Source organism: Leclercia pneumoniae, from assembly GCF_017348915.1.
In the GTDB taxonomy this organism is placed as follows: Bacteria; Pseudomonadota; Gammaproteobacteria; order Enterobacterales; family Enterobacteriaceae; genus Enterobacter; species Enterobacter pneumoniae.
In genome coordinates this window covers 761,330-783,444 of the sequence record NZ_CP071383.1, presented here as the reverse complement: position 1 = coordinate 783,444, position 22,115 = coordinate 761,330, and the positions used below count along the sequence as shown (strand labels likewise).

Genomic DNA, 22,115 nt, shown 5'->3' with positions numbered 1-22,115 from the left:
GATGCTCGTTTACTGGCTGGATATTCTCGGTACAGCCGTTTTTGCGATTTCCGGCGTTCTGCTGGCCGGTAAATTACGCATGGACCCGTTTGGCGTTCTGGTGTTAGGGGTGGTTACAGCCGTGGGCGGTGGCACTATCCGCGATATGGCGCTCGATCATGGTCCGGTATTCTGGGTGAAAGATCCTACCGACCTGGTGGTGGCAATGGTTACCTGCCTGCTTACCATCGTACTGGTGCGTCAGCCGCGACGTCTACCGAAGTGGATTCTGCCCGTGCTGGATGCCGTGGGGCTGGCGGTCTTCGTCGGCATTGGCGTGAACAAAGCCTTTATGGCAGGAACCGGTCCGATGGTCGCTATCTGCATGGGTGTATTGACCGGGGTCGGTGGCGGGATTATTCGCGATATTCTGGCCCGCGAGGTGCCCATGATTTTGCGCACTGAAATTTACGCCACAGCCTGTATCGTTGGCGGCATCGTTCACGCCACCGCCTGGTATACCTTCGGCATGCCGCTTGAAAGCGCTGCCATGCTAGGGATGGTGGTCACCTTGACCATTCGTCTGGCGGCTATTCGCTGGCACCTGAAGCTACCTACTTTTGCGCTGGACGAAAACGGGCGCTGAAAAGCAAAACGGCAACCCTGAGGTTGCCGTTTTTGTCTTCTGCACCGTGCAATTTTAGATGCTGAAGGAGGAGCCGCACCCGCAGGTGCTTTTGGCGTTCGGGTTAGTTACCACGAAACGGGAGCCTTCCAGGCCTTCGGTGTAGTCCACCGCACCACCCACCAGATATTGCAGGCTCATCGGGTCGACCACCAGGGCCACGCCCTGCTTCTCAATGGTCATATCGCCATCGTTAATCTGATCGTCAAAGGTAAATCCATACTGGAAGCCGCTACAACCGCCACCGGTAATATAAACACGCAATTTCAGCGCCGGGTTATCTTCATCGGCGATCAGGTCTTTTACTTTTTTAGCTGCTGCTTCAGTAAATTGCAGCGGCAGCGCGATGTCATCACTCATTTTATGCTCCCATGAATACTGCTATCGGGTTAAAAATCACCCAATTCTTGTTGTCATTATCTAATACCCTGGTATAGCAATCAAGTATTCTGCTCTGCCTCTTGCTTCGCCAGTGTGCGCGCAAGAATGGTGGAGTATAGCGGTTTACCGCCCAGGAATTGGGCTAATAGTGTCGCGCCGAGGCAGGTAATGATCATTGGCAAAATGAGCTGATAGTTGTCGGTCATCTCCAGCACCAGCACAATGCCGGTCAGAGGTGCGCGTAAAGAGGCCGCCAGCAACGCCCCCATTCCGGCAATGGCAAAGGTCCCGGCATCAAGGTGATACGCCGGAAATCCAGCCGCAGCGGCCATGCCAAACGCGGTACCCAACAGCGTGCCCAGCGCCAGCATGGGCGCAAAAATTCCGCCAGGCGCGCCTGACGAAAAGCACAACACCGTGGTAACGACGCGGGAGAGAAACATAAACAGCAGCAGGCCGATGCTGAAATTACCGGCGGCCGCAATCGGGATTAAGCCAAAACCGCCACCTGCAGCATTCGGTTCGATAAACCCCAGGATACCGCATATCCCCCCGAGCAGGCCGCCAACCAGCACCCATTTGGTAGTGTTTCCGCCATGGATACGCTGGAACATATCCTGCGCCCGCAATATCAGCGTATTAAAAAGCGGGCCGACGATGCCAAAAATCATCCCCAACACCAGATAGAGCCACAGCGTATTCACCGGCGCGTTGGTCAGCTTGCCCACCTCTATCACCGCCCCTTCGCCATTGAAGATACGAAAGACGATGCTCGACATAATCACGCCGGTAAAGACCGCCTTAATAGAGATCAGGTTGTAACGAAACTGGGCGCGCATCTCTTCAATGATAAATAAGATGCCTGCCAGCGGCGCATTAAACGCGGCGCTAAGGCCTGCCGCAGCCCCGGTAGCCAACAGGGTATGGCGTGCTTCCGGGCTACGCATGCGAAAAATATCACCCACCATGCGCCCCACGTTCCCGCCCAGTTGAACCGTGGGCCCTTCTCGCCCAAGCACCATACCGGCACCGAGCGTTCCCATACCGCCGATAAACTTGACGGGCAGTACGCGCCACCAGCGCACCGGGCGCAACTCTTCGAGCGCGCCTTCAATTTCCGGAATGCCCGACCCCCCCGCTTCAGGGGCAAACTTACGCACCAGGAAATAACCTGTCGCCGCCAGGAGCGCGGATAGCCCAAAGGCCATGCCCCACACCAGCCAGCTGCGATCGGCATAGCTTGCCACGGTGCCAATACGCCAGTTCAGCACTATGTTGACCGCTTTTTCGAAAGCGACGCCAACGAACCCTGCCAGGGTTCCCACCACCGCAGCGGCAAGCAGGATCGCCAAAGGCGTTTTATCACGGTTAAGCAAGCGGCGTATGCTGATACGCTGCCGGGCACGTGCCAGCTGCTGTTGTTCAAAAGAGGGAGTATCTGTTTTCATGGTCTGTTCTTATTGATCATACAAATAGCCAGAGAGATTCTACCAGACGTATCCCGTCTGGCCTGCAAAAGTGCTGAATAAAATCGCAAATGAATGTGGCTAAAATGTTTACCCCAATCATTCGGGCGGCCGGGCAAAAAATGCAGGGACGAGCCGGGTAGTAAGGCCAACGCACAAGCAACTTGAGGTATCACGGGTATATAACCTTCTGCGAATAACTTAGAATAGTGTGCTTAATCATTTTATACGAACCAGGAACGACGCCATGAGCAAGTCAGAAACGCTTTACAGCGCTGCCCGCGAACTTATCCCGGGTGGTGTTAACTCCCCAGTACGCGCTTTTACCGGCGTAGGCGGTACGCCGCTGTTTATTGAACGTGCGGACGGCGCATACCTGTACGATGTGGATGGTAAAGCCTATATCGACTACGTCGGCTCGTGGGGCCCGATGGTGCTGGGACACAACCACCCGACCATTCGCAACGCGGTGATTGAAGCTGCGCAGCGCGGCTTAAGCTTCGGCGCCCCGACCGAAATGGAGGTCAAAATGGCCGCCCTGGTCACCGAGCTGGTTCCGACCATGGATATGGTGCGCATGGTGAACTCTGGTACCGAAGCGACCATGAGCGCAATCCGCCTGGCGCGTGGCTTTACTGGTCGCGACAAGATCATCAAATTTGAAGGTTGTTACCACGGCCACGCTGACTGCCTGCTGGTCAAAGCCGGTTCCGGTGCCCTGACTCTCGGTCAGCCGAACTCGCCGGGCGTTCCGGCGGATTTCGCGAAGCATACCCTGACCTGCACCTATAACGATCTCGACTCCGTGCGCGCGGCCTTTGAGCAATACCCGCAGGAGATTGCCTGTATCATCGTAGAGCCTGTTGCCGGCAATATGAACTGCATTCCACCGCAGCCTGAATTCCTGCCTGGCCTGCGTGCCCTGTGCGACGAGTTTAATGCCCTGCTGATCATCGATGAAGTGATGACCGGTTTCCGTGTCGCATTAGCGGGTGCCCAGTCTTACTACAACGTGGTGCCAGACCTGACCTGCCTCGGTAAAATCATCGGCGGCGGTATGCCGGTAGGGGCCTTTGGTGGCCGTAAAGAGGTGATGGATGCGCTGGCGCCTACCGGGCCGGTCTACCAGGCGGGCACGCTTTCCGGCAACCCGATTGCGATGGCGGCGGGCTTTGCCTGCCTGACCGAAGTGGCCCAGCCGGGGGTTCATGAGACCCTGAGCGACCTGACCACGCAGTTGGCAAACGGCCTGCTGGAAGCGGCACAAGAAGCCGGTATCCCGCTGGTGGTAAACCATGTGGGCGGCATGTTCGGCCTCTTCTTTACCGATGCCGCAACCGTGACCTGCTATCAGGATGTTGTGAAGTGCGACGTGGAGCGTTTCAAACGTTTCTTCCACCTGATGCTGGAAGAGGGTGTCTACCTGGCGCCATCTGCGTTTGAGGCGGGCTTTATGTCAGTTGCACATAGCGTTGAGGATATCAACAACACCATTGATGCGGCGCGCAGAGTGTTCGCGAAGCTCTAAGGGCCTGGTGCCCTCACCCTGACCCTCTCCTACGGGGAAAGGGTACAAACACTAAAAACGGCAACCTGAGGTTGCCGTTTTGCTTTGACCCGGTGCGGTCTGATGCCCTCACCCTGGCCCTCCCCCACAGGGAGAGGGTACAAATACTAAAAACGGCAACCAGAGGTTGCCGTTTTGCTTTTATCACCTGCTCTGCTTTCTCAGCAGCCAGATAAAGTACGGCGCGCCGATAAAGGTTGACAGCAGCCCAGCCGGGATCTGATAAGGGAAAAGCACCATTCGCCCGCACCAGTCCGCGAACACCAGCAAAATACCCCCCGTCAGCGCCGACATCACAATGTGCGGCATCGTACGACGAAAACCCATCATACGGGCAATGTGCGGCGCCATTAGGCCGATAAAGCTTAAAGGGCCGATGGTCATGGTCGCCGTGGCGGTCAGGCACGCCGCCAGTAAGAGTAAGCCCACGCGAGACGGCGTCAGCGCTATGCCTACCGCCCGGGCGGTGTCGCCCCCCAGCGGCAGCACCGTCAGCCAGCGACGACAAAGTGGCACGATAGCCATAAGCACCACCAGCGCGATGCCCGTGCTCACCACCTGCGCGGTAGAGGCGTTATAGGTAGACCCCGCAAGCCAGGTGAGGATCTGCGCCATACGCGGGTCACCACTGGCCTGCAGCATCATTAACAGCATGGTAAAGGCAGTGCTGAGCGCCATCCCGGCCAGCAGCATTCTGTGAGGCGAAAAGCCCCCGCGCCCGGCCGAGACCATAATGATCAGCAGGGTTACCGCCGCACCCAAGCTGCCCGCCGGCATCAGCCAGCCGAAGGCATTGCCAGGGACGAAGAAAAGCATTAAGACGACGCCGAAGGCCGCGCCAGAGCTGATACCCAGCACTTCCGGGCTCGCCATCGGGTTGCCGGTCAGGCGCTGAATAATACAGCCCGCGACCGCCAGCATTACCCCGGCAATCAGCGCCGCCATGACCCGCGACCAGCGCCACGGCATCAGCTCATCCAGCAGCGCCCCGCTCGCCCAATGCCAGCCTGTGGCATCACGCCCAAAGGCCAGCGCGGCCATCACCGCCAGTAACAGCAGCAGGCCGCCCCCCAGGGCATACCACAGCACGTGATGACGTTCGGCAGCAACATGGTTCCCGGCGTTCATCGCGGGCGCGCTCATGCTTCGCAGGCGCGGCAGGAGCCACAGCAGCAGCGGTGCCCCCACGATCGCCGTCACCGAGCCAGTCGAGACCTCCATCCATACGCGGGTTAGCCACAAAATAATCTGATCTGACAGCCAGAGGATAAGGGCCCCAATCAGGGGAGCGACCAGCAGCCGGGTTAGCAGGCGACGGGCACCAACCATTTTCGCCAGCAATGGCGCAAACAGGCCGATAAAACCAATGATCCCGACGGCGTTGACCAACAGGGCGCTGATCACAATCGCCAGCGTCAGCGCGGCCAGACGCGCCAGCGACAGCGCCAGCCCGAGATTACGCGCCACGCCATCATCCAGCCCCATCAACGTCAGCGGGCGCAGCAGTAACAGCGTGAGCAAGACGCCGCCCAGCAGTTGTGGCCACAGCCGCTGCACAATGCTCCAGTCGGTCTGCGTTAGCGTACCGGTACTCCAGAGGAACATGCTTTGCAATTCATCGTGATGGAAGATCACCAGCAGCTGGTTGATCGCACCGCAGTAAAGACTGACGACCAGACCGGCAAGGATCAGCGTCACCGGTGATAACCGCTTGCCCCAGGCCACGCCAAAGACCAGCGCACCGACTACGCAGGCGCCAATCAGCGCCGCGAACTGCGGTGCCAGTGCGCCCGGCAACGCCCACAGGGTGGCGATAGTCATCCCCAACTGCGCGCCGGTCGCCACCCCCAGGGTGGTGGGTTCCGCCAGGGGATTGCGTAGCACTTGCTGGAACAGTACCCCCACCAGGCCCAGGCCCGCCCCCACCAGCAGCGAGATCACCAGACGCGGTAACAGGCTGTAGTGGAAGATCATCTGTTCGATCTTATCAATATTTGGCGCAACAACCGCTTCGCCCCACTGGGCTCGCGGCAACGCGGTCGTCAGGTTGCTCCAGGTTAAACCCAGCGCCAGCACAAACAGCGCGACCAGCAGTAGCCCCGGCAGCAATGTTATCCGTGATTTCATGCTTTGCCTCCCAGTGCGCTATCCAGTACCCGGGCAAAGTGCATCGCCGACAGGGTCGCGCCGTAGAACCACACGGCCGGTACGCGCTGGAAACGCTGCTGGCGGACAAAGGGCATCGCCTGCCATAGCGGGGTTTTCATCAATGTCTGCATTTCACGCTCATTGCCATGATCAAAACAGAGCACATCGACATCACGAAACGCCGCCAGCCTGTCAATGCCTATCGCGGTGCTGCCCCAGAAGGTCATCTCCCCTTCCCAGGCATTATTTATTCCGTAGCGATCCATCACCTCCTGGAAGAGGCAGTTTTTGCCGAACACCAGTACGTGGCGGGCGTCCAGCAGCGTAATCATCAGCAGAGGCCGATCGCCGCGCCCGGCAAAGCGCGGTTTGTAGCTATCAATGACGCTGTCGAAGTGATCAAGATGCTGACGGGCAGCGGCCTCCAGGTTTAACAACTGGGCCATCTCGTTAAGCGAGTGACGCGCTTGCGTTAGCGGAGCTTTCCCGTCGCTAAACGAGAACCCCCGGCCTGGCGCAATCCGCGCCAGCTTCTCCTCTGAGGGGCCATACCCTGCCGACCACACCAGATAGGAGGGTTTCATTTGCGTCAGCAATTCGAGATTGGGCTCGGTGCGCAAACCGATGTCGATGACCGAGTCAGGGAGGCTGGGCTCGTTTACCCACAGCCGATAGTTGGGGATATCCGCAACGCCATAAGGCGTGACGCCGAGCGCGAGCAACAGCTCAACGGGCAGCCACTCCAGGGCGACAATACGGTCGTTATTGATGGCGGCTGCGGCATGCGCGGTGCCCATTTTCCAGAGCAACGGCGAAAGGGCCATCGCCGTCAACAACCGACGGCGGCTAATCGTTAAATCAGACATCAATAGACAAAGCTCACCGGTGCCGCCCCGGCAGGGTGCGGCAGAATGCCCATCGGAATACCGTAAATGGTTTCCAGCGTCTCACTGCGCATCAGCTCTGAAGGCGTGCCCTGGGCAATCATTTCCCCCCCGCGCAGCGCCACCAGATAATCACAGTAGCGGGCAGCCATGTTGATATCATGCAGCACCGCAATGACCGTCAGCCCACGCTGCTGGCTTAAACGATGTACCAATGCCAGCACATCGACCTGATGGGCGATATCCAGTGCGGAGGTAGGTTCATCCAGCAGCAGACAACGGCTATCTTGCGCCACCAGCATCGCGATCCACGCCCGCTGACGTTCACCGCCAGAGAGGCTATCAACCAGGCGATGTGCCAGTGGTTTTAATCCCACCAGGGCGATGGCTTCTTCCACTTTTTCACGGTCGGCTACGCCAAAACGTCCCAACGCCCCATGCCACGGATAACGCCCAATCGCGACCAGCTCGCGCACGGTCATCCCTTCGGCCTGCGGCAATTGCTGCGGCAGATAGGCCACCTTGCGGGCAAAGGCCTTATTGTTCCAGCTTTCCAGCGGCTGTCCGTCCAGCAAAATATCGCCTTCTGATGGCGGCTGATGACGACCAAGCATTTTCAGTAAGGTGGATTTGCCGGAGCCGTTATGGCCGATCAGACCGGTGACCTGGCCTGCAGGAAAGGTCAGCGAAAGGGGGTGCAGCAGCGTGCGCCCAGGCACGCGAAAGGAGGTGGCATTTAGCGAAAAGGTTGTATCGGATTGCGTTGTTTTGTCCTGCATCGTAGCCAACTTAGTAAAAGGGCACGGCGAACCGTGCCCGAAGGAAGATTAGAAGCGGAAGGTCGCGGTGGCGACAACCTGGCGTTCAGCACCCCAGAAGCAGCCGTAGGTATTGAAGCAGCTTGCGACGTATTCACGATCGAACAGGTTGTTGACGTGCAGCGCTACGTTAGAGCCGGCCATACCAAGGCGAGCCAGATCGTAACGGACCAGCGCATCAACTACGGTGTAGCTGCCCACTTTGAAACTGTTTGCTGCATCGCCATAGCTGGAGCCAGAGTAACGACCACCCGTACCCAGCGTCAGGCCAGAGAGCGCACCGTCATAGATGGTGTAATCCGCCCACAATGACGCCATATGTTTAGGCACCTGTGCAGGGGTATTGCCTTTGTAATTGGTATCAGTGGTGTATTCAGCATCCGTGTAGGTATAAGAACCTACCAGGTTGACGCTTGCAGACAGGGCTGCTTTCGCTTCGAGCTCAACGCCGCGAGAACGAATTTCGCCGCCTTCAACCGAGAAGAATGAACCCGCAGGGTCCCCCATCAGGTTGTTGGTTTTAGTGAGTTGATAAACCGCACCGGTGAACACAATCGGACGATCGCTCGGGACGTATTTTACCCCTGCCTCGTATTGCTTACCCTTGGAAGGTGCGAAAATTTTAGTATCTTCGCCCACCGTGGAAGCCGGTTCGAAAGACTCACTGTAGCTGAAGTAAGGCGTTACCCCGTTGTCAAACAGGTAATTGATGCCCCCACGCCAGGTGAACTGTTTATCATCGCGGGAGTCTTCCACCCCAGAAACACGGTTCAGCGAATCTTGTTTTGCCCAGTCATAACGGCCACCAAGCGTTACCAATACTTTATCCCATTGCAGTTGATCCTGCGCATAGAGACCTGTTTGCTTCTGTCTATTCATTACGCGGTAAGCGGCGCCTGGGCCAGGATGTGCACCAAAATCGAAGTCGCTACGATCGAGATTGTAGATATCAGAAGATGGAACAGATCCTGCCCAACCAAACCAGGAGTCGATGTCATTGCGCATACGCATGAAATCGATGCCCGTCAGTAAGGTGTGTTCGACTGAGCCCGTCGCAAATTTACTCTGCAGCTGGGTATCAACAGCGAAGTTCTGAAGTTTTTCGTTATCATCTACGTATCGACGGGTCAGGAAGTGATCCCATTCTGACGGTGCGATATTCGCGCAAGGACTGTTAGCCGGATCGTTGGAATACAAAGGATCGGAGCACATGCCATAGCCGTATACACTGTTCTGCGAGACCTTGTTTTCGGCGTAACGCAAGTTCTGGCGCACCGTGAAAGTCTCGTTGAATTCGTGGTCAAAGCTATATCCCACCATTTTCTCGTTACGAGAGTAGGTGTTATTGTCAGCACCTTCGTTGAAATCGGTAGAGAGACGTTTGCCATTAGGCAGTTTTGTTACCGTGCCCTCTTTTGGTAGCCAACCGTAATAGCCCGTTTCTGGTTCGTTCTGGAAATAGGAGAGGAAGGTGAAATTGGTTTTGTCATCCGGACGCCAGTTGAACGACGGCGCAATGGCATAACGCTGCTCTTCTGCCCCCTTCTGTTGAGCATTGGCAGAACGCGCCAGACCGGTTAAACGGTATGAGTAAACGCCGTCGTCATCCAGCGCATCGCTGAAGTCAAAGCCGGTCTGGAACAGGCTGTTAGTACCCGCTTTGAACTGAATCTCTTTCAGGGGTTCAGTCGTTGGACGCTTACTGACCATATTCAGCAAGCCGCCCGGGTTGCTCTTGCCGTACAGGACTGAAACCGGGCCGCGCAGCACTTCGGCGCGTTCGAGCATATAAGGATCGATCACCGCGTCGTTATAGAAGTTGCCCTGCATTTTCAGGCCGTTCAGATAGTTGTTCTGACTTTGGCCATCAGCAGCGAAACCACGGATAATCAAATAATCATAGGTATTGGAGGCGCCACGGGTGCCTACTGCAACACCCGGCGTATAGCTAAGTGCTTCTTTGACAGACTTAGGCTGATGCAATGCCATCTCTTCCGCCGTCACGACGGAAATGGACTGCGGCACCTTCTCAATAGAGGTGTCGGTCTTGGTCCCGGTGGCAGATTGCCGTGCCGCGATGGTCGCAGCGGGTCCCCATGCGCTCTCCTGTGGAGCTGGCGCTGCGGTAACGGTAATCGTCTCTTCTTTTTTCGGGGTTTCAGCGGCCTGTGCATAGGCAGACATGCCGCTAACCGCTGTGGCTACAACCACTGCGATTTTACGCAGTGAGTAATTGATTGGCTGAGCAGTTTTTGAAAGCGCCATTGGTATCTCTCTGAGCAAGAGTGAATGATAACGTAAACGAGAATTATTATTATGACCGCAGCATATTATGCGAAACGCTGGCGGCATAGCAAGCGAATAGCGGCCCTACGGAAATTGAGGGGATAAGAAATAAACAAGAGAAAAACGGGGGTTATAAAGAGGGAATAAACCGGTTAGAGAAATGTTTGTTTTACGTGAAATCCCCCTCTCCTCTCGAAGAGGGGGTCTGGCACGTTAATTACCGCCGAACATATCCTTAATCCAGCCAGCGACACCGTCGCTCTCTTTCTTCTCATTCTGCTGCTGCGGCTGCTGTTGTTGCGGCTGCTGTTGCGGCTGAGAAGATTGCTCGAACGGGTTACCAGTGGGTTCCGGAGCGGCCTGCTGACACAGTGAATCTGGATTGCTGGTCCAGACCGGCAGGCTTCGCATCCCGCCGCCACAGACGAAGGTACCCGACTCATCCACGCCCATATCCACGATATCTTCCGGTGGCGTCAGAACTAACGGCACTGGCGACTGGTTAGTGAGATAGCGCTGATAGATAGACATCGCACCGCTGGCACCGTACAGCTTAGTGGGCTGGTTGTTATCACGACCCACCCAGGTAATCACCACTTCACGTCCATCAATACCGGCAAACCAGGTGTCGACGTTGTTATTGGTGGTACCGGTTTTACCCGCCAGATGCAGCCCCGGATACTTCGCGCCCAGCTGGCGCCCCGTACCACGCTGCACAACCTGCTGCATGGTCCACAACGTCATGTATGCTGCCTGCGCCGGAACGGCACGCTCCGCTTGCGGGAAGCTCTGATACAGCACCGTACCGTCTTCGGCAATGACCGAACGCAGCGCAGAGAGAGGAGCGCGATTACCGCCGCTGGCGATGGTCTGGAACGCCTGCGCCACTTCGATTGGCGTCAGGTTCAGTGCGCCGAGGATCATCGCCGGAACCGGATGCAGCTGGTTTTTAGGCACACCCAGTTTTACCCAGGTATCGGTAATCGCCGGCAGGCCAAGTGCCATACCCAGGTTTACCGTCGGTACGTTCATGGAACGCGTCAACGCATCCACCAACATCACCTGTCCGCTGAACTGACGATCGTCGTTCTGCGGCGACCAGACCTGGCCATTCGGCTGGCGCAGAGAGATCGGCGCATCCGCAATCCAGGTGTTCAGGCGATACTGGTTCGGCTGGCTCAGCGCCGTCAGATAGGTGGCCGGTTTCGCCAGAGAACCAATCGAACGACGCGCCTGCATGGCACGGTTATAACCGGCATACTGCGGCTCTGCCCCGCCTACCATGGCGCGCACTTCACCGCTGTAGCGGTCAACCACCACCATCGCGGTTTCCAGGTCGCTCAGCTTACGCTGTTTCTTCAGGACCGGAATACCTTCCACGGCCGCTTTTTCCGCAGCATCCTGCGCCACGGAGTCGAACGTGGTGAAGATCTTCACGCCGGAGAGATCTTTCACTTTATCGCCAAGCTTCGCCTGCAACTCCTGACGAACCATCTGCATAAACGCAGGCTGCGGGGAGATAACGCCACCGCGCGGCTGTACGCCCAGCGGACGTGCGCTCAGCATTTCATACAGCTCCTGGTCGATCACTTGCTGCTGTTGCAGCAGGCGCAGCACCAGGTTACGGCGCTCCAGCGCCAGTTTCGGGTTGCGCCATGGGTTGTAGATCGACGCCCCTTTCACCATGCCCACCAGCAGCGCCTGTTGGTCAAGGCTCAGCTCTTCGACCGGACGGCCAAAGTAGTACAGGCTCGCCAGCGGGAAACCACGGATCTCGTTATCGCCGCTCTGACCGAGGTACACCTCGTTCATATACAGTTCAAGGATACGATCCTTGCTGTAGCGGGCATCCATCAGGACTGCCATGTAGGCTTCGTTAGCCTTACGCCAGTACGAGCGCTCGCTGGAGAGGAACAAGTTTTTCACCAGTTGCTGGGTCAGGGTACTCGCCCCCTGCACCGTGCGGCCGGCCGTCAGGTTGGCCAGTACCGCACGGCCAATAGAGTAAAGACTCACCCCGTCATGCTCGTAGAAATGACGGTCTTCGGTTGCCAGCAGAGTATCGACCAGCAGATCCGGGAAGCCATTTCGCGCCACAAACAGGCGCTGCTCGCCGTTCGGCGAAGAGAGCATGGTGATCAGGCGCGGATCGAGACGGAAGAAACCGAACTGGCGGTTATTATCCATGTTCTCGATGGTATCCAGATGATCGCCATCGAAGGTCAGACGCGCGCGCACCTGCCCCTCTTTGCTGTCCGGGAAATCGAACGGACGGCGGATCATCTCAATGCTCTTCGCCTGCACGGTAAATTCGCCAGGACGCGTCATTTTCGTCACCTGACGATACTGCGTCGCCTCCAGCAATTTGACCATCTCGTTCTTGCTGATGGACATGTCCGGCTCAAGGTTCACCATCCGCCCGTAAACGGCCGCAGGCAGTTGCCATACTTTACCGTCGATACGGCTACGGATTTTTTGATCCAGATAGACGCCATAGATCGCCATCAGGGCGATAAACACAATAAAGAGCTTCAGTAGCAGCCAGAACCAGCCGCGTTTTCCACGAGGCTTACGCCCTTTGCCTTTTCCTTTGCGCGGCATCGGTTCTTCATCCTCATAATCGTCTTCATAGTCATCGTCGCGCTCTTCATTTCTGAGTCGACGACGGCTTACTTTCTCTTTTGCCGGACGCGTCGGTTTCCCTTTACGTCCAATAGGCTCGCGGTCATTCCCCGCCATGCTTTTTCTCCGCAACTATCAGGCGCAAAGGCCCGATTCTCTGTTCTTAATCCCGTAGGAGAAAGAAGAAATCTCTCAAATATAATGACTACGAATATTTCTTCGTCCGTCGTGTCGGTGCCGCGTTCGCCGGATCGTCCGGCCAGACATGTTTAGGGTAACGCCCCTTCATCTCTTTTTGCACCTCACGGTAGCTTCCTGCCCAGAATGCGCTCAGATCGCGGGTGATCTGCAGCGGACGCTGCGCCGGTGAAAGCAGCTCCAGTACCAGCGGGACACGCCCCTGCGCAATTGCCGGGGTAGTGGCTTCACCGAACATCTCCTGCATTCGCACGGCCAGCACGGGTGGATTATCTTCATGATAACGAATGGCTATCCGGCTTCCGGTTGGCACAGTGTAATGCTCTGGCAGCTCAGTATCCAGCCGTTGACGTAATGACCAGTCGGTCAGATTCTGTAACGCTGCCTTAACATCCAGCGCTTTCAGGGCGCGCAAAGAGTGTACGCCACCCATTTGCGGCAGTAACCAGTTTTCGAGGTTGGCCAGCAGCGAGGCATCATCTACGGCAGGCCAGTCATATTCGGGCAGCCAGCGAGCCGCACACAGCAGACGAAGACGAAATTGTTCGGCCTGCGGACTCCAGGTCAATACTTCCAGCCCCTTATCGCGGATGCCGTTCAGCATCGCCTGGTGCAACTCCTCTTCAGAAGGTTTAGCCAGCGGCTTTACGCTCAGGGTCAGGCGGCCGATTTGCGCCCGACGCAGCGCTTTTAGCGTGCCCTGTGTCTCGTCCCACTCAATGGTATCGGACTGCTCAACCAGCTGCGGGCAGCGGCTGACCAGCGCCTCGATATCTACGGCAACGGCCTGCAGGATGCGGGCGTCTGGGGACTGGCTGCCCTGTAATAAGAGTGGCGCAATGAGCCACTCATGCCGCGTTAACCCGTCATCACGATCCAACATCGCCCCCATGCCATTCGCCAGCTGGTAACGGCCTTCCAGCCCGCGACGCCGCGCCAGGCGATCCGGAAAGGCCCTGGCCAGCAGCGCCGGGATCCTGGCAGCATCGGGCGATCCGCCGTTACTGTTCAAACGCTTCATCAGCGTTTTAGCGCGCTGCTGCCAGCCTGGCTGATGGCGCGAAAATGCCAGCGCCAGATCGCTATTCCCTCCACGCGGTGGCTCCTCAAGAATAGCCGCCAGTTTCGCCGCCGTGGCGATTTCATCGTCGCCCTTTGCGCCAGCCAGCATTGCAGCCAGCCGCGGGTCATTGCCCAGCGCCGCCATTTTCTGGCCAAAGGCGGTGAGCCGCTCGCCGGCCAGCGCCCCAAGCTGGGTAAGCAAGCGCCGTGCGGCAAGCAGGTTGACGGCTGGGGGGTGATCCAGCCAGCAGAGCTGGGTCGGATCCTGACACCCCCACTGCAATAGCTCCAGCAGCAGGCCACTCAGATCGCTTTGCAGGATCTCCGGCGTGGCTTGCGCCGCCGCGCGTTCTGCCTGCTCAAATGGGATCAGATGCAGACAGATGCCCGGCTCCAGACGACCGGCGCGGCCTGCGCGCTGGGTCATCGACGCCTGACTGACACGCTGGGTGATAAGCTTCGTTAGCCCGGTGCGCGGATCGAACTGAGCTACGCGCTCCTGGGCGGTGTCGACCACCAGACGGATCCCTTCAATGGTCAGACTGGTTTCGGCAATATTGGTGGCCAGCACCACTTTACGCATCCCCTGCGCAGGCGGCAGGATCGCTTTACGCTGCTCGGCGAGCGTTAAGGCGCCGTAGAGTGGACAAAGCAGCACATCGCTTCCCACCCGGGAGGCGAGATGTTCCTGCACGCGCTGAATCTCTCGGGTGCCGGGCAAAAATAGCAACACGGACCCGCTCTCCTGACGCAGCAGCTCCGCGGTGGCAACGGCGACGGCCTCGTCGAAGCGCAGTTGCGCGGAAAGCGCCTGATAGCGGCGTTCCACCGGAAAGGTGCGTCCTTCAGAAGTGATAACTGGCGCATCCGGTAATAGCCGTTGCAGACGATCGTTATCCAGCGTCGCCGACATGATTAACAATTTCAGATCGTCGCGCAGCCCCTGCTGCACATCCAGCAGCAGTGCCAGCGCCAGATCGGCCTGCAGGCTGCGTTCGTGATACTCGTCAAGGATCACCAGACCGATGCCCGTCAGCTCAGGATCCTGCTGCAGCATACGGGTGAGGATCCCTTCGGTCACCACCTCCAGCCGGGTGACGTCACTGACGCAACTTTCGGCGCGCATTCGATAACCTACCGTCTCGCCCGGCTTCTCGCCCAAAAGTTCGGCCAGACGTTGCGCCACGTTACGGGCAGCGAGCCGTCTTGGCTCCAGCAGTATGATTTTGCCCGGAATGAGACCCTGGTTGAGGATTTGCAGCGGTAGCCACGTCGACTTACCTGCGCCAGTAGGGGCATTGAGCAATATCTGCGGCGCGTGTTGTAAGGCGGTGAGAAGTTCAGGAAGGACTGCGGCGACCGGCAACGAGGACACGTTTGGCTCCAGAGGGTTAACATTAGCGGGCGTACATTGTAGCATCGCCTCAAACCATAACCGAGCACCCCGAATGTCTGAGACGAAAAGGCTTTTTTTCGCCATTGAACTGCCCGCCCCGCTGCAGCGTAAGATTGTGCGCTGGCGCGCCGAGAACTTCGTACCTGAGGCAGGACGTCCGGTGCAGGCAGCGAATCTGCACTTGACGCTGGCTTTCCTCGGCGAGGTGAGCGATGAAAAGCGGCAGGCGCTGGCAGCCATGGCGGGTCGTATTCGCCAGCCGGGGTTTACCCTGCAGCTTGACGATGCCGGACAGTGGCTGCGTTCCCGCGTCGTCTGGCTGGGCACTCGCCAGCCGCCGCGCGGTTTATTGCAACTCGCCAGTATGCTGCGGGCGCAGGCTGCACGCAGCGGCTGTTATCAAAGCCCCCAGCCATTTCATCCGCATATCACTCTGCTGCGCGATGCCAGCCACGCGGTAGCCATTCCGCCGCCGGGGTTTTCCTGGCACTTTCCGGTCACAGATTTCGTACTTTATGAGAGCGTGTTCGCCCGCGGGCGCACCCGCTATACGCCGCTTCAGCGCTGGACGCTGAACGAGTAATAAGGAATTTACATGCAGTTTATCCCGGCCTTACAACCCGCTACCCTGGTTCAGCGCTACAAACGCTTTCTTGCCGATGTGGTCACGCCCGAGGGGGAGACCCTCACCCTGCACTGCCCGAATACCGGCGCGATGACCGGTTGCGCCACGCCGGGCGATACCGTCTGGTACTCCACCTCGCTTAATGCCAAACGCAAATATCCGCATACCTGGGAAATTACCCAAACCACGCAGGGGGCGTTTATATGCGTCAATACGCTACGGGCAAACCAGCTGGTAAAAGAGGCGATCGCCCTTGATATGCTTGCCGAACTGGGTGGCTACAGCAGCATCAAAAGTGAAGTGAAGTATGGCGCAGAGGGCAGCAGAATTGACTTTATGTTACAGGCAGAGGATCGCCCCGAGTGCTATATTGAAGTGAAATCAGTGACGTTAGCTGACCAAGATAACGGCTATTTTCCGGACGCGGTGACCCTGCGCGGTCAAAAGCATCTCCGGGAGTTGATAAGTGTAGCGGCGGCGGGCAAACGCGCCGTGTTGCTGTTTGCGGTTTTACACTCAGCAATTGAACGATTTTCACCTGCCCGCCATATTGACCCCAAATACGCGCAACTGTTGAATGAGGCACAAAAGCAGGGGGTGGAGGTTTTCGCTTATAAAGCGGAACTTTCTGCCGATAATATGACTCTGAGATCGGCTCTTCCCGTTACGTTTTAAGGGGCTAGTCGATTGACTATTAAGTATTCTGGTCGTGTGCGCAAATACGCTTTTCCTCACAGGCTTGTCAAGTGTTACGTTTAGATAATTGCCATCCGGAAAAGCATCTGCTATTTATAGCGGCCTGATTTTTCCCCCAACCGGGGATCGATAGTGCGTGTTAAGGAGAAGCAACATGCAAGAAGGGCAAAACCGTAAAACATCGTCCCTGAGTATTCTCGCCATCGCTGGGGTGGAGCCGTATCAAGAGAAGCCGGGCGAAGAGTATATGAACGAAGCCCAGCTGTCGCACTTCAAGCGAATCCTTGAAGCATGGCGTAATCAACTTAGGGATGAAGTGGATCGCACCGTTACACATATGCAGGACGAAGCTGCAAACTTCCCGGATCCGGTAGACCGTGCCGCTCAGGAAGAAGAGTTCAGCCTCGAGCTGCGTAACCGTGACCGCGAACGCAAACTGATTAAAAAGATCGAGAAAACGCTGAAAAAAGTCGAAGACGAAGATTTCGGCTTTTGCGAATCCTGTGGTGTCGAAATCGGCATTCGTCGTCTGGAAGCGCGTCCTACAGCCGACCTGTGCATCGACTGCAAAACACTGGCAGAGATCCGCGAAAAACAGATGGCGGGTTAATCCCCGCTCTGTCAGCACGTTCACAAAGGCGGGAGTCTCTCCCGCCTTGTTACTTTTAGTCTCCCGGTACCATGCCTGAATCTGACTATATTGGCCGCTTTGCCCCCTCGCCTTCGGGTGAGCTGCATTTCGGTTCCCTTATCGCTGCCCTCGGCAGCTATCTGCAAGCGCGAGCCCGCCGCGGTATCTGGCGTGTGCGTATTGAAGATATCGACCCCCCGCGTGAAGTTCCCGGTGCGGCAGAGACCATTCTGCGTCAGCTGGAACATTACGGCCTGCACTGGGATGGCGACATCCTTTGGCAATCTCAGCGCCATGAAGCCTACCGTGAACGCCTGGCCTGGCTACGCGAGCAAGGTTTTTCATACTATTGCACCTGCACCCGCGCCCGTATTCAGAGCGTGGGCGGCGTGTATGATGGCCATTGTCGTACCCTGAATAATGGCCCCGAAAACGCTGCCGTTCGATTAATGCAGCACCACCCTGTGACCCAGTTTCATGATGGTCTGCTTGGCGAAATCCACGCAGACGCGCGGCTGGCGCGCGAAGATTTTATCGTACATCGTCGTGACGGGTTGTTTGCTTATAACCTGGCGGTGGTGGTCGATGATCATTTCCAGGGGGTGACGGAAATTGTGCGCGGTGCCGATCTGATTGAACCCACCGTGCGCCAGATTTCGCTCTATCAGCAGTTCGGCTGGGCGATCCCTGATTATGTCCATCTGCCGTTAGCATTGAATCGCGAAGGGTTAAAGTTATCAAAGCAGAACCATGCCCCGGCATTGCCGAAAGGCGATCCTCGCCCTGTGCTTATCAATGCTTTACAATTTCTCAACCAGGATGTAACACATGAGTGGCAGGATTTGCGAACCGAAGAATTGCTGCAAAAAGCCATTGCAGGCTGGACGCTAAATAGCGTGCCGAAAATCCAGCATTCTCAAACGCGTCTCGCTGAGCTATGATTAGCCGCTATTTTTTTGTCCTGAAGCCTGACACACACACTACCGAGGTGCACTATTTTTACCCGAGTCGCTAATTTTTGCCGTAAGGTGCTAAGCCGCGATGAGAGCATGGCGGACGACGTCATTGCTCAACACTCTATGTCGGTTATTCCGCGCGAGCAGCATGCTATTTCCCGCAAAGATATCAGTGAAAATGCCCTCAAGGTACTTTATCGCCTGAATAAAGCGGGTTACGAAGCTTATCTCGTAGGGGGTGGCGTGCGCGATCTGCTGCTTGGCAAAAAACCAAAAGATTTCGACGTGACCACCAGTGCCACGCCGGAGCAGGTGCGTAAATTATTCCGTAACTGCCGGCTGGTAGGTCGTCGCTTCCGTCTCGCCCACGTTATGTTTGGGCCAGAAATCATTGAAGTCGCCACTTTCCGTGGGCACCACGAAGGCACGCCAACTGACCGCACGACCTCCCAGCGCGGCCAGAACGGTATGCTGCTGCGTGACAATATCTTCGGCAATATCGAAGAAGATGCCCAGCGCCGCGACTTTACCATCAACAGCCTTTACTACAGCGTGGCGGACTTTACCGTTCGCGATTACGTCGGCGGTATGCAGGATCTGAAAGAGGGAATGATTCGCCTGATCGGCAATCCTGAAACCCGCTATCGAGAAGATCCGGTGCGCATGCTGCGCGCGGTACGTTTCGCCGCTAAGCTCGGAATGCGTATCAGCCCGGAAACCGCCGAGCCGATCCCACGTCTGGCGACGCTTATCAACGATGTGCCGCCGGCACGTCTGTTTGAAGAGGCATTGAAACTGCTGCAGGCAGGCTACGGCTTCGAAACCTATAAGCTGCTGCGTGAATACAGCCTGTTCCAGCCGCTGTTCCCGATCATTACCCGCAACTTCACCGAGCAGGGTGATAGCGCCATGGAGCGCATCATCAATCAGGTGCTGAAGAATACCGACACCCGCATTCACAGCGATATGCGCGTTAACCCGGCCTTCCTCTTTGCGGCGATGTTCTGGTATCCGTTGCTGGAAACGGCGCAGAAAATTGCGCAGGAGAGCGGTCTCGCCTATTACGACGCCTTTGCGCTGGCAACGAACGACGTGCTGGACGAAGCCTGCCGTTCGCTGGCCATTCCAAAACGCATTACCACCCTTATCCGTGATATCTGGCAGCTCCAGCTGCGTATGTCACGCCGCCAGGGTAAACGCGCCTGGAAGCTGATGGAACATCCAAAATTCCGCGCGGCTTACGATCTGCTGGCCCTGCGTGCCGAGGCTGAGAATAACCACGAGCTGCAGCGTCTGGCGCAGTGGTGGGGTGAGTTTCAGGTCTCTGCGCCGCCGGAGCAGAAAGATATGTTGACCGACCTGGGTGACGATCCGGAACCCCGCCGCCGTCATCGCCGTCCGCGTAAGCGTGCTCCGCGTCGCGAAGGGGCAGCATGACCCTGGCGTATATCGCTATCGGCAGCAATCTGGCCTCTCCGCTGGAGCAGGTTAATGCTGCCGTTCAGGCGCTGGGCGACATCCCGCAAAGTCGTATTGTCGCCCTTTCCGCTTTCTACCGTACACCTCCGCTTGGCCCGCAGGATCAGCCCGATTACCTCAATGCCGCTGTTGCGCTGGAGACCGCGCTCAGCCCCGACGCGTTGCTCGACCACACCCAGCGCATTGAGTTACAGCAAGGCCGCGTGCGTAAAGCCGAACGCTGGGGACCCCGCTCCCTGGATCTTGATATCATGCTGTTTGGGGATGCGGTGATCGCCACCGAACGCCTGACCGTGCCGCATTACGATATGAAAAATCGCGGGTTTATGCTCTGGCCGCTGGCTGAAATCGCCCCGCAGTTAACCTTTCCGGACGGTGAGTCCCTTACCGCCCTGCTGCAACGGCTGAACGCCGAAAAACCGGCACGCTGGTAGCCGTCTTTCTTCGTCGATTAACCATAGATAATTTATGGTTAATCGCTTAGCTAAAATCATTGTTCCCCCGAATCTTACTGTTAGAATGCGCAAAGATTTGCTTTGGGCTATCAGGAAACAGTATGAAACCAACCACCATCTCCGCATTGCAGAAATGCAAACAGGAAAAGCAGCGCTTCGCGACCATCACCGCCTATGACTACAGCTTCGCCAAACTCTTCGCCGAAGAGGGCATCAACGTCATGCTGGTGGGCGATTCGTTAGGGATGACGGTCCAGGGACATGATTCAACTCTGCCGGTAACGGTTGAAGATATTGCTTATCACACACGCGCCGTGCGCCGTGGTGCTCCGGCTTGCTTGCTGCTCTCTGACCTGCCGTTTATGGCTTATGCGACGCCGGAGCAGGCCTTTGAAAACGCAGCAACCGTGATGCGTGCCGGGGCGAATATGGTCAAAATTGAAGGTGGTGCCTGGCTTATCGATACCATCAAAATGCTCACCGACCGTGCCGTACCTGTCTGTGGTCATCTGGGGCTTACGCCGCAGTCGGTCAATATCTTTGGCGGCTATAAAGTGCAGGGGCGCGGCGACGCAGCCCAGACGTTGTTCGACGACGCGAAGGCCATCGAAGCCGCGGGCGCACAGCTGCTGGTACTTGAATGCGTGCCGGTTGAACTGGCGAAACGTATTACCGATGCGCTCTCTATCCCCGTTATCGGGATTGGCGCGGGCAATGTGACCGACGGCCAGATCCTGGTGATGCACGACGCCTTCGGTATTACCGGCGGTCACATTCCAAAATTTGCAAAGAATTTCCTCAGTGAAGCGGGCGACATGCGCGCCGCAGTCAGGCAGTATATTACCGAGGTTGAATCCGGTGTTTACCCGGCTGAAGAACACAGTTTCCATTAAGGAGTCTCGTTGTGCTAATCATTGAAACCCTGCCGCTGCTCCGTCAGCACATCCGTCGTCTGCGTCAGGAAGGTAAACGTATCGCGCTGGTGCCTACAATGGGCAACCTGCACGACGGGCATATGAAGCTGGTAGACGAAGCCAAAGCCCGCGCCGATGTGGTGGTGGTGAGTATCTTCGTGAACCCGATGCAGTTTGACCGCGTCGACGACCTGGCGCGGTATCCGCGTACGTTGCAGGAGGATTGCGAGAAGCTGAATAAGCGTCACGTTGATTTGGTCTTCGCCCCGGCACCGAACGAAGTCTGGCCGAAAGGGACCGAGGAGACCACCTACGTCGACGTCCCTGGCATCTCCACAATGCTCGAAGGTGCCAGCCGCCCTGGCCACTTCCGCGGGGTCTCTACCGTCGTCAGTAAGCTATTCAATCTGGTCCAGCCGGATATCGCCTGCTTTGGTGAGAAAGATTTCCAGCAGCTGGCGCTGATTCGCAAGATGGTTGAGGATCTGGGTTACGACATCGAGATTGTCGGCGTGCCAATTGTGCGCGCGAAAGATGGCCTGGCCCTGAGTTCACGCAATGGTTACCTCACCGCAGACCAGCGCAAACTGGCACCGGGTCTGTATAAAGTTATGAGCGACATGGTCGAGCAGCTGCAGCAAAAAGCATTGAGCAGCGAAGAGATTATTGCCATCGCTGAGCAGGCATTGAATGACAAGGGCTTTCGCGCGGATGATATCCAGATTCGGGATGCCGATACGCTGTTGGCGCTTTCGACAACCAGCAAACGCGCAGTCATTCTGGTTGCCGCCTGGCTGGGTCAGGCGCGGCTGATTGATAACACAGTAGTTGAACTGGCTCAGTAATGGCTGAGCCGATAGAGAGCTA

The 22,115-nt window shown here is 57.1% G+C and carries 18 protein-coding genes; 10 read left to right on the top strand and 8 right to left on the bottom strand.

Features of this window, described 5'->3' with window-relative positions; translation table 11 throughout:
- The first annotated feature begins 1 nt into the window (after position 1).
- Positions 2–625, top strand: coding sequence for a TRIC cation channel family protein (locus JZ655_RS03625; protein WP_040077103.1), 624 nt, complete (start codon positions 2–4; stop codon positions 623–625).
- 54 nt (positions 626–679) lie between these two features.
- Here JZ655_RS03625 and erpA read toward each other — a convergent pair whose 3' ends face one another.
- Positions 680–1,024, bottom strand: a complete 345-nt coding sequence (erpA, locus tag JZ655_RS03620; protein WP_040077104.1) for an iron-sulfur cluster insertion protein ErpA — start codon at positions 1,022–1,024, stop codon at positions 680–682.
- Between the two features lie 80 nt (positions 1,025–1,104).
- Positions 1,105–2,493, bottom strand: a complete 1,389-nt coding sequence (clcA, locus tag JZ655_RS03615; protein ID WP_207293023.1) for a H(+)/Cl(-) exchange transporter ClcA — start codon at positions 2,491–2,493, stop codon at positions 1,105–1,107.
- Between the two features lie 265 nt (positions 2,494–2,758).
- On the opposite strand from clcA, the gene hemL reads away from it, so the two are divergent.
- Positions 2,759–4,039 (top strand): glutamate-1-semialdehyde 2,1-aminomutase, encoded by a 1,281-nt coding sequence (hemL, locus tag JZ655_RS03610; RefSeq protein WP_040077106.1) that lies wholly within the window; start codon positions 2,759–2,761, stop codon positions 4,037–4,039.
- A gap of 183 nt (positions 4,040–4,222) precedes the next feature.
- On the opposite strand, the gene fhuB is transcribed toward hemL, so the two are convergent.
- The 6 genes from fhuB to hrpB form a co-directional block, all read right to left on the bottom strand.
- On the bottom strand, positions 4,223–6,205 hold the full coding sequence (fhuB, locus tag JZ655_RS03605; RefSeq protein ID WP_207293022.1) for a Fe(3+)-hydroxamate ABC transporter permease FhuB: 1,983 nt from the start codon (positions 6,203–6,205) through the stop codon (positions 4,223–4,225).
- Complete coding sequence (fhuD, locus tag JZ655_RS03600) at positions 6,202–7,092, bottom strand: Fe(3+)-hydroxamate ABC transporter substrate-binding protein FhuD (protein ID WP_412098725.1); 891 nt, start codon at positions 7,090–7,092, stop codon at positions 6,202–6,204. Before fhuD ends, fhuB begins: the two co-directional genes overlap by 4 nt.
- A complete protein-coding gene (gene fhuC / locus JZ655_RS03595; RefSeq protein WP_207293021.1) occupies positions 7,092–7,889 on the bottom strand; it encodes a Fe3+-hydroxamate ABC transporter ATP-binding protein FhuC in 798 nt (265 codons plus the stop codon). The genes fhuD and fhuC overlap by 1 nt, the downstream gene beginning before the upstream one ends.
- Before the next feature lie 48 nt (positions 7,890–7,937).
- Positions 7,938–10,193 carry a ferrichrome porin FhuA gene (gene fhuA, locus JZ655_RS03590; protein ID WP_207293020.1) on the bottom strand — a complete coding sequence of 752 codons (2,256 nt, stop codon included), beginning with the start codon at positions 10,191–10,193 and terminating at the stop codon, positions 7,938–7,940.
- Between the two features lie 234 nt (positions 10,194–10,427).
- Positions 10,428–12,953, bottom strand: a complete 2,526-nt coding sequence (gene mrcB / locus JZ655_RS03585) for a bifunctional glycosyl transferase/transpeptidase (protein WP_207293019.1) — start codon at positions 12,951–12,953, stop codon at positions 10,428–10,430.
- A gap of 88 nt (positions 12,954–13,041) precedes the next feature.
- Complete coding sequence (gene hrpB, locus JZ655_RS03580; protein ID WP_207293018.1) at positions 13,042–15,471, bottom strand: ATP-dependent helicase HrpB; 2,430 nt, start codon at positions 15,469–15,471, stop codon at positions 13,042–13,044.
- A 73-nt stretch (positions 15,472–15,544) separates the two neighbouring features.
- Between hrpB and thpR the strand changes: the two genes are divergently transcribed.
- The 8 genes from thpR (at position 15,545) to panC (ending at position 22,093) form a co-directional block, all read left to right on the top strand.
- A complete protein-coding gene (gene thpR, locus JZ655_RS03575) occupies positions 15,545–16,075 on the top strand; it encodes an RNA 2',3'-cyclic phosphodiesterase (RefSeq protein WP_040077114.1) in 531 nt (176 codons plus the stop codon).
- A gap of 12 nt (positions 16,076–16,087) precedes the next feature.
- Positions 16,088–16,792, top strand: coding sequence for a DNA/RNA nuclease SfsA (sfsA, locus tag JZ655_RS03570; protein ID WP_207293017.1), 705 nt, complete (start codon positions 16,088–16,090; stop codon positions 16,790–16,792).
- 175 nt (positions 16,793–16,967) lie between these two features.
- Positions 16,968–17,423 (top strand): RNA polymerase-binding protein DksA, encoded by a 456-nt coding sequence (gene dksA, locus JZ655_RS03565; protein WP_012016093.1) that lies wholly within the window; start codon positions 16,968–16,970, stop codon positions 17,421–17,423.
- Between the two features lie 71 nt (positions 17,424–17,494).
- Entirely contained in the window at positions 17,495–18,385 is an 891-nt protein-coding gene (gene gluQRS / locus JZ655_RS03560; RefSeq protein ID WP_207293016.1) for a tRNA glutamyl-Q(34) synthetase GluQRS, read from the top strand.
- 54 nt (positions 18,386–18,439) lie between these two features.
- Positions 18,440–19,837: a polynucleotide adenylyltransferase PcnB gene (pcnB, locus tag JZ655_RS03555; protein WP_207293808.1), complete on the top strand. Its 1,398-nt coding sequence runs from the start codon at positions 18,440–18,442 to the stop codon at positions 19,835–19,837.
- Complete coding sequence (folK, locus tag JZ655_RS03550; protein WP_207293015.1) at positions 19,834–20,313, top strand: 2-amino-4-hydroxy-6-hydroxymethyldihydropteridine diphosphokinase; 480 nt, start codon at positions 19,834–19,836, stop codon at positions 20,311–20,313. Before pcnB ends, folK begins: the two co-directional genes overlap by 4 nt.
- A gap of 122 nt (positions 20,314–20,435) precedes the next feature.
- Positions 20,436–21,227 carry a 3-methyl-2-oxobutanoate hydroxymethyltransferase gene (gene panB / locus JZ655_RS03545; RefSeq protein WP_040077119.1) on the top strand — a complete coding sequence of 264 codons (792 nt, stop codon included), beginning with the start codon at positions 20,436–20,438 and terminating at the stop codon, positions 21,225–21,227.
- 11 nt (positions 21,228–21,238) lie between these two features.
- Positions 21,239–22,093, top strand: coding sequence for a pantoate--beta-alanine ligase (panC, locus tag JZ655_RS03540; protein ID WP_207293014.1), 855 nt, complete (start codon positions 21,239–21,241; stop codon positions 22,091–22,093).
- The last annotated feature ends 22 nt before the right edge of the window (positions 22,094–22,115 follow it).

What these genes read in the sequence shown, in the direction of transcription:
- JZ655_RS03625 (WP_040077103.1), top strand. Translation starts at nt 2, where the DNA reads ATGCTCGTTTACTGGCTGGATATTCTCGGTACAGCCGTTTTTGCGATT.
- erpA (WP_040077104.1), bottom strand. Translation starts at nt 1,024, where the DNA reads ATGAGTGATGACATCGCGCTGCCGCTGCAATTTACTGAAGCAGCAGCT.
- clcA (WP_207293023.1), bottom strand. Translation starts at nt 2,493, where the DNA reads ATGAAAACAGATACTCCCTCTTTTGAACAACAGCAGCTGGCACGTGCC.
- hemL (WP_040077106.1), top strand. Translation starts at nt 2,759, where the DNA reads ATGAGCAAGTCAGAAACGCTTTACAGCGCTGCCCGCGAACTTATCCCG.
- fhuB (WP_207293022.1), bottom strand. Translation starts at nt 6,205, where the DNA reads ATGAAATCACGGATAACATTGCTGCCGGGGCTACTGCTGGTCGCGCTG.
- fhuD (WP_412098725.1), bottom strand. Translation starts at nt 7,092, where the DNA reads ATGTCTGATTTAACGATTAGCCGCCGTCGGTTGTTGACGGCGATGGCC.
- fhuC (WP_207293021.1), bottom strand. Translation starts at nt 7,889, where the DNA reads ATGCAGGACAAAACAACGCAATCCGATACAACCTTTTCGCTAAATGCC.
- fhuA (WP_207293020.1), bottom strand. Translation starts at nt 10,193, where the DNA reads ATGGCGCTTTCAAAAACTGCTCAGCCAATCAATTACTCACTGCGTAAA.
- mrcB (WP_207293019.1), bottom strand. Translation starts at nt 12,953, where the DNA reads ATGGCGGGGAATGACCGCGAGCCTATTGGACGTAAAGGGAAACCGACG.
- thpR (WP_040077114.1), top strand. Translation starts at nt 15,545, where the DNA reads ATGTCTGAGACGAAAAGGCTTTTTTTCGCCATTGAACTGCCCGCCCCG.
- sfsA (WP_207293017.1), top strand. Translation starts at nt 16,088, where the DNA reads ATGCAGTTTATCCCGGCCTTACAACCCGCTACCCTGGTTCAGCGCTAC.
- dksA (WP_012016093.1), top strand. Translation starts at nt 16,968, where the DNA reads ATGCAAGAAGGGCAAAACCGTAAAACATCGTCCCTGAGTATTCTCGCC.
- gluQRS (WP_207293016.1), top strand. Translation starts at nt 17,495, where the DNA reads ATGCCTGAATCTGACTATATTGGCCGCTTTGCCCCCTCGCCTTCGGGT.
- folK (WP_207293015.1), top strand. Translation starts at nt 19,834, where the DNA reads ATGACCCTGGCGTATATCGCTATCGGCAGCAATCTGGCCTCTCCGCTG.
- panB (WP_040077119.1), top strand. Translation starts at nt 20,436, where the DNA reads ATGAAACCAACCACCATCTCCGCATTGCAGAAATGCAAACAGGAAAAG.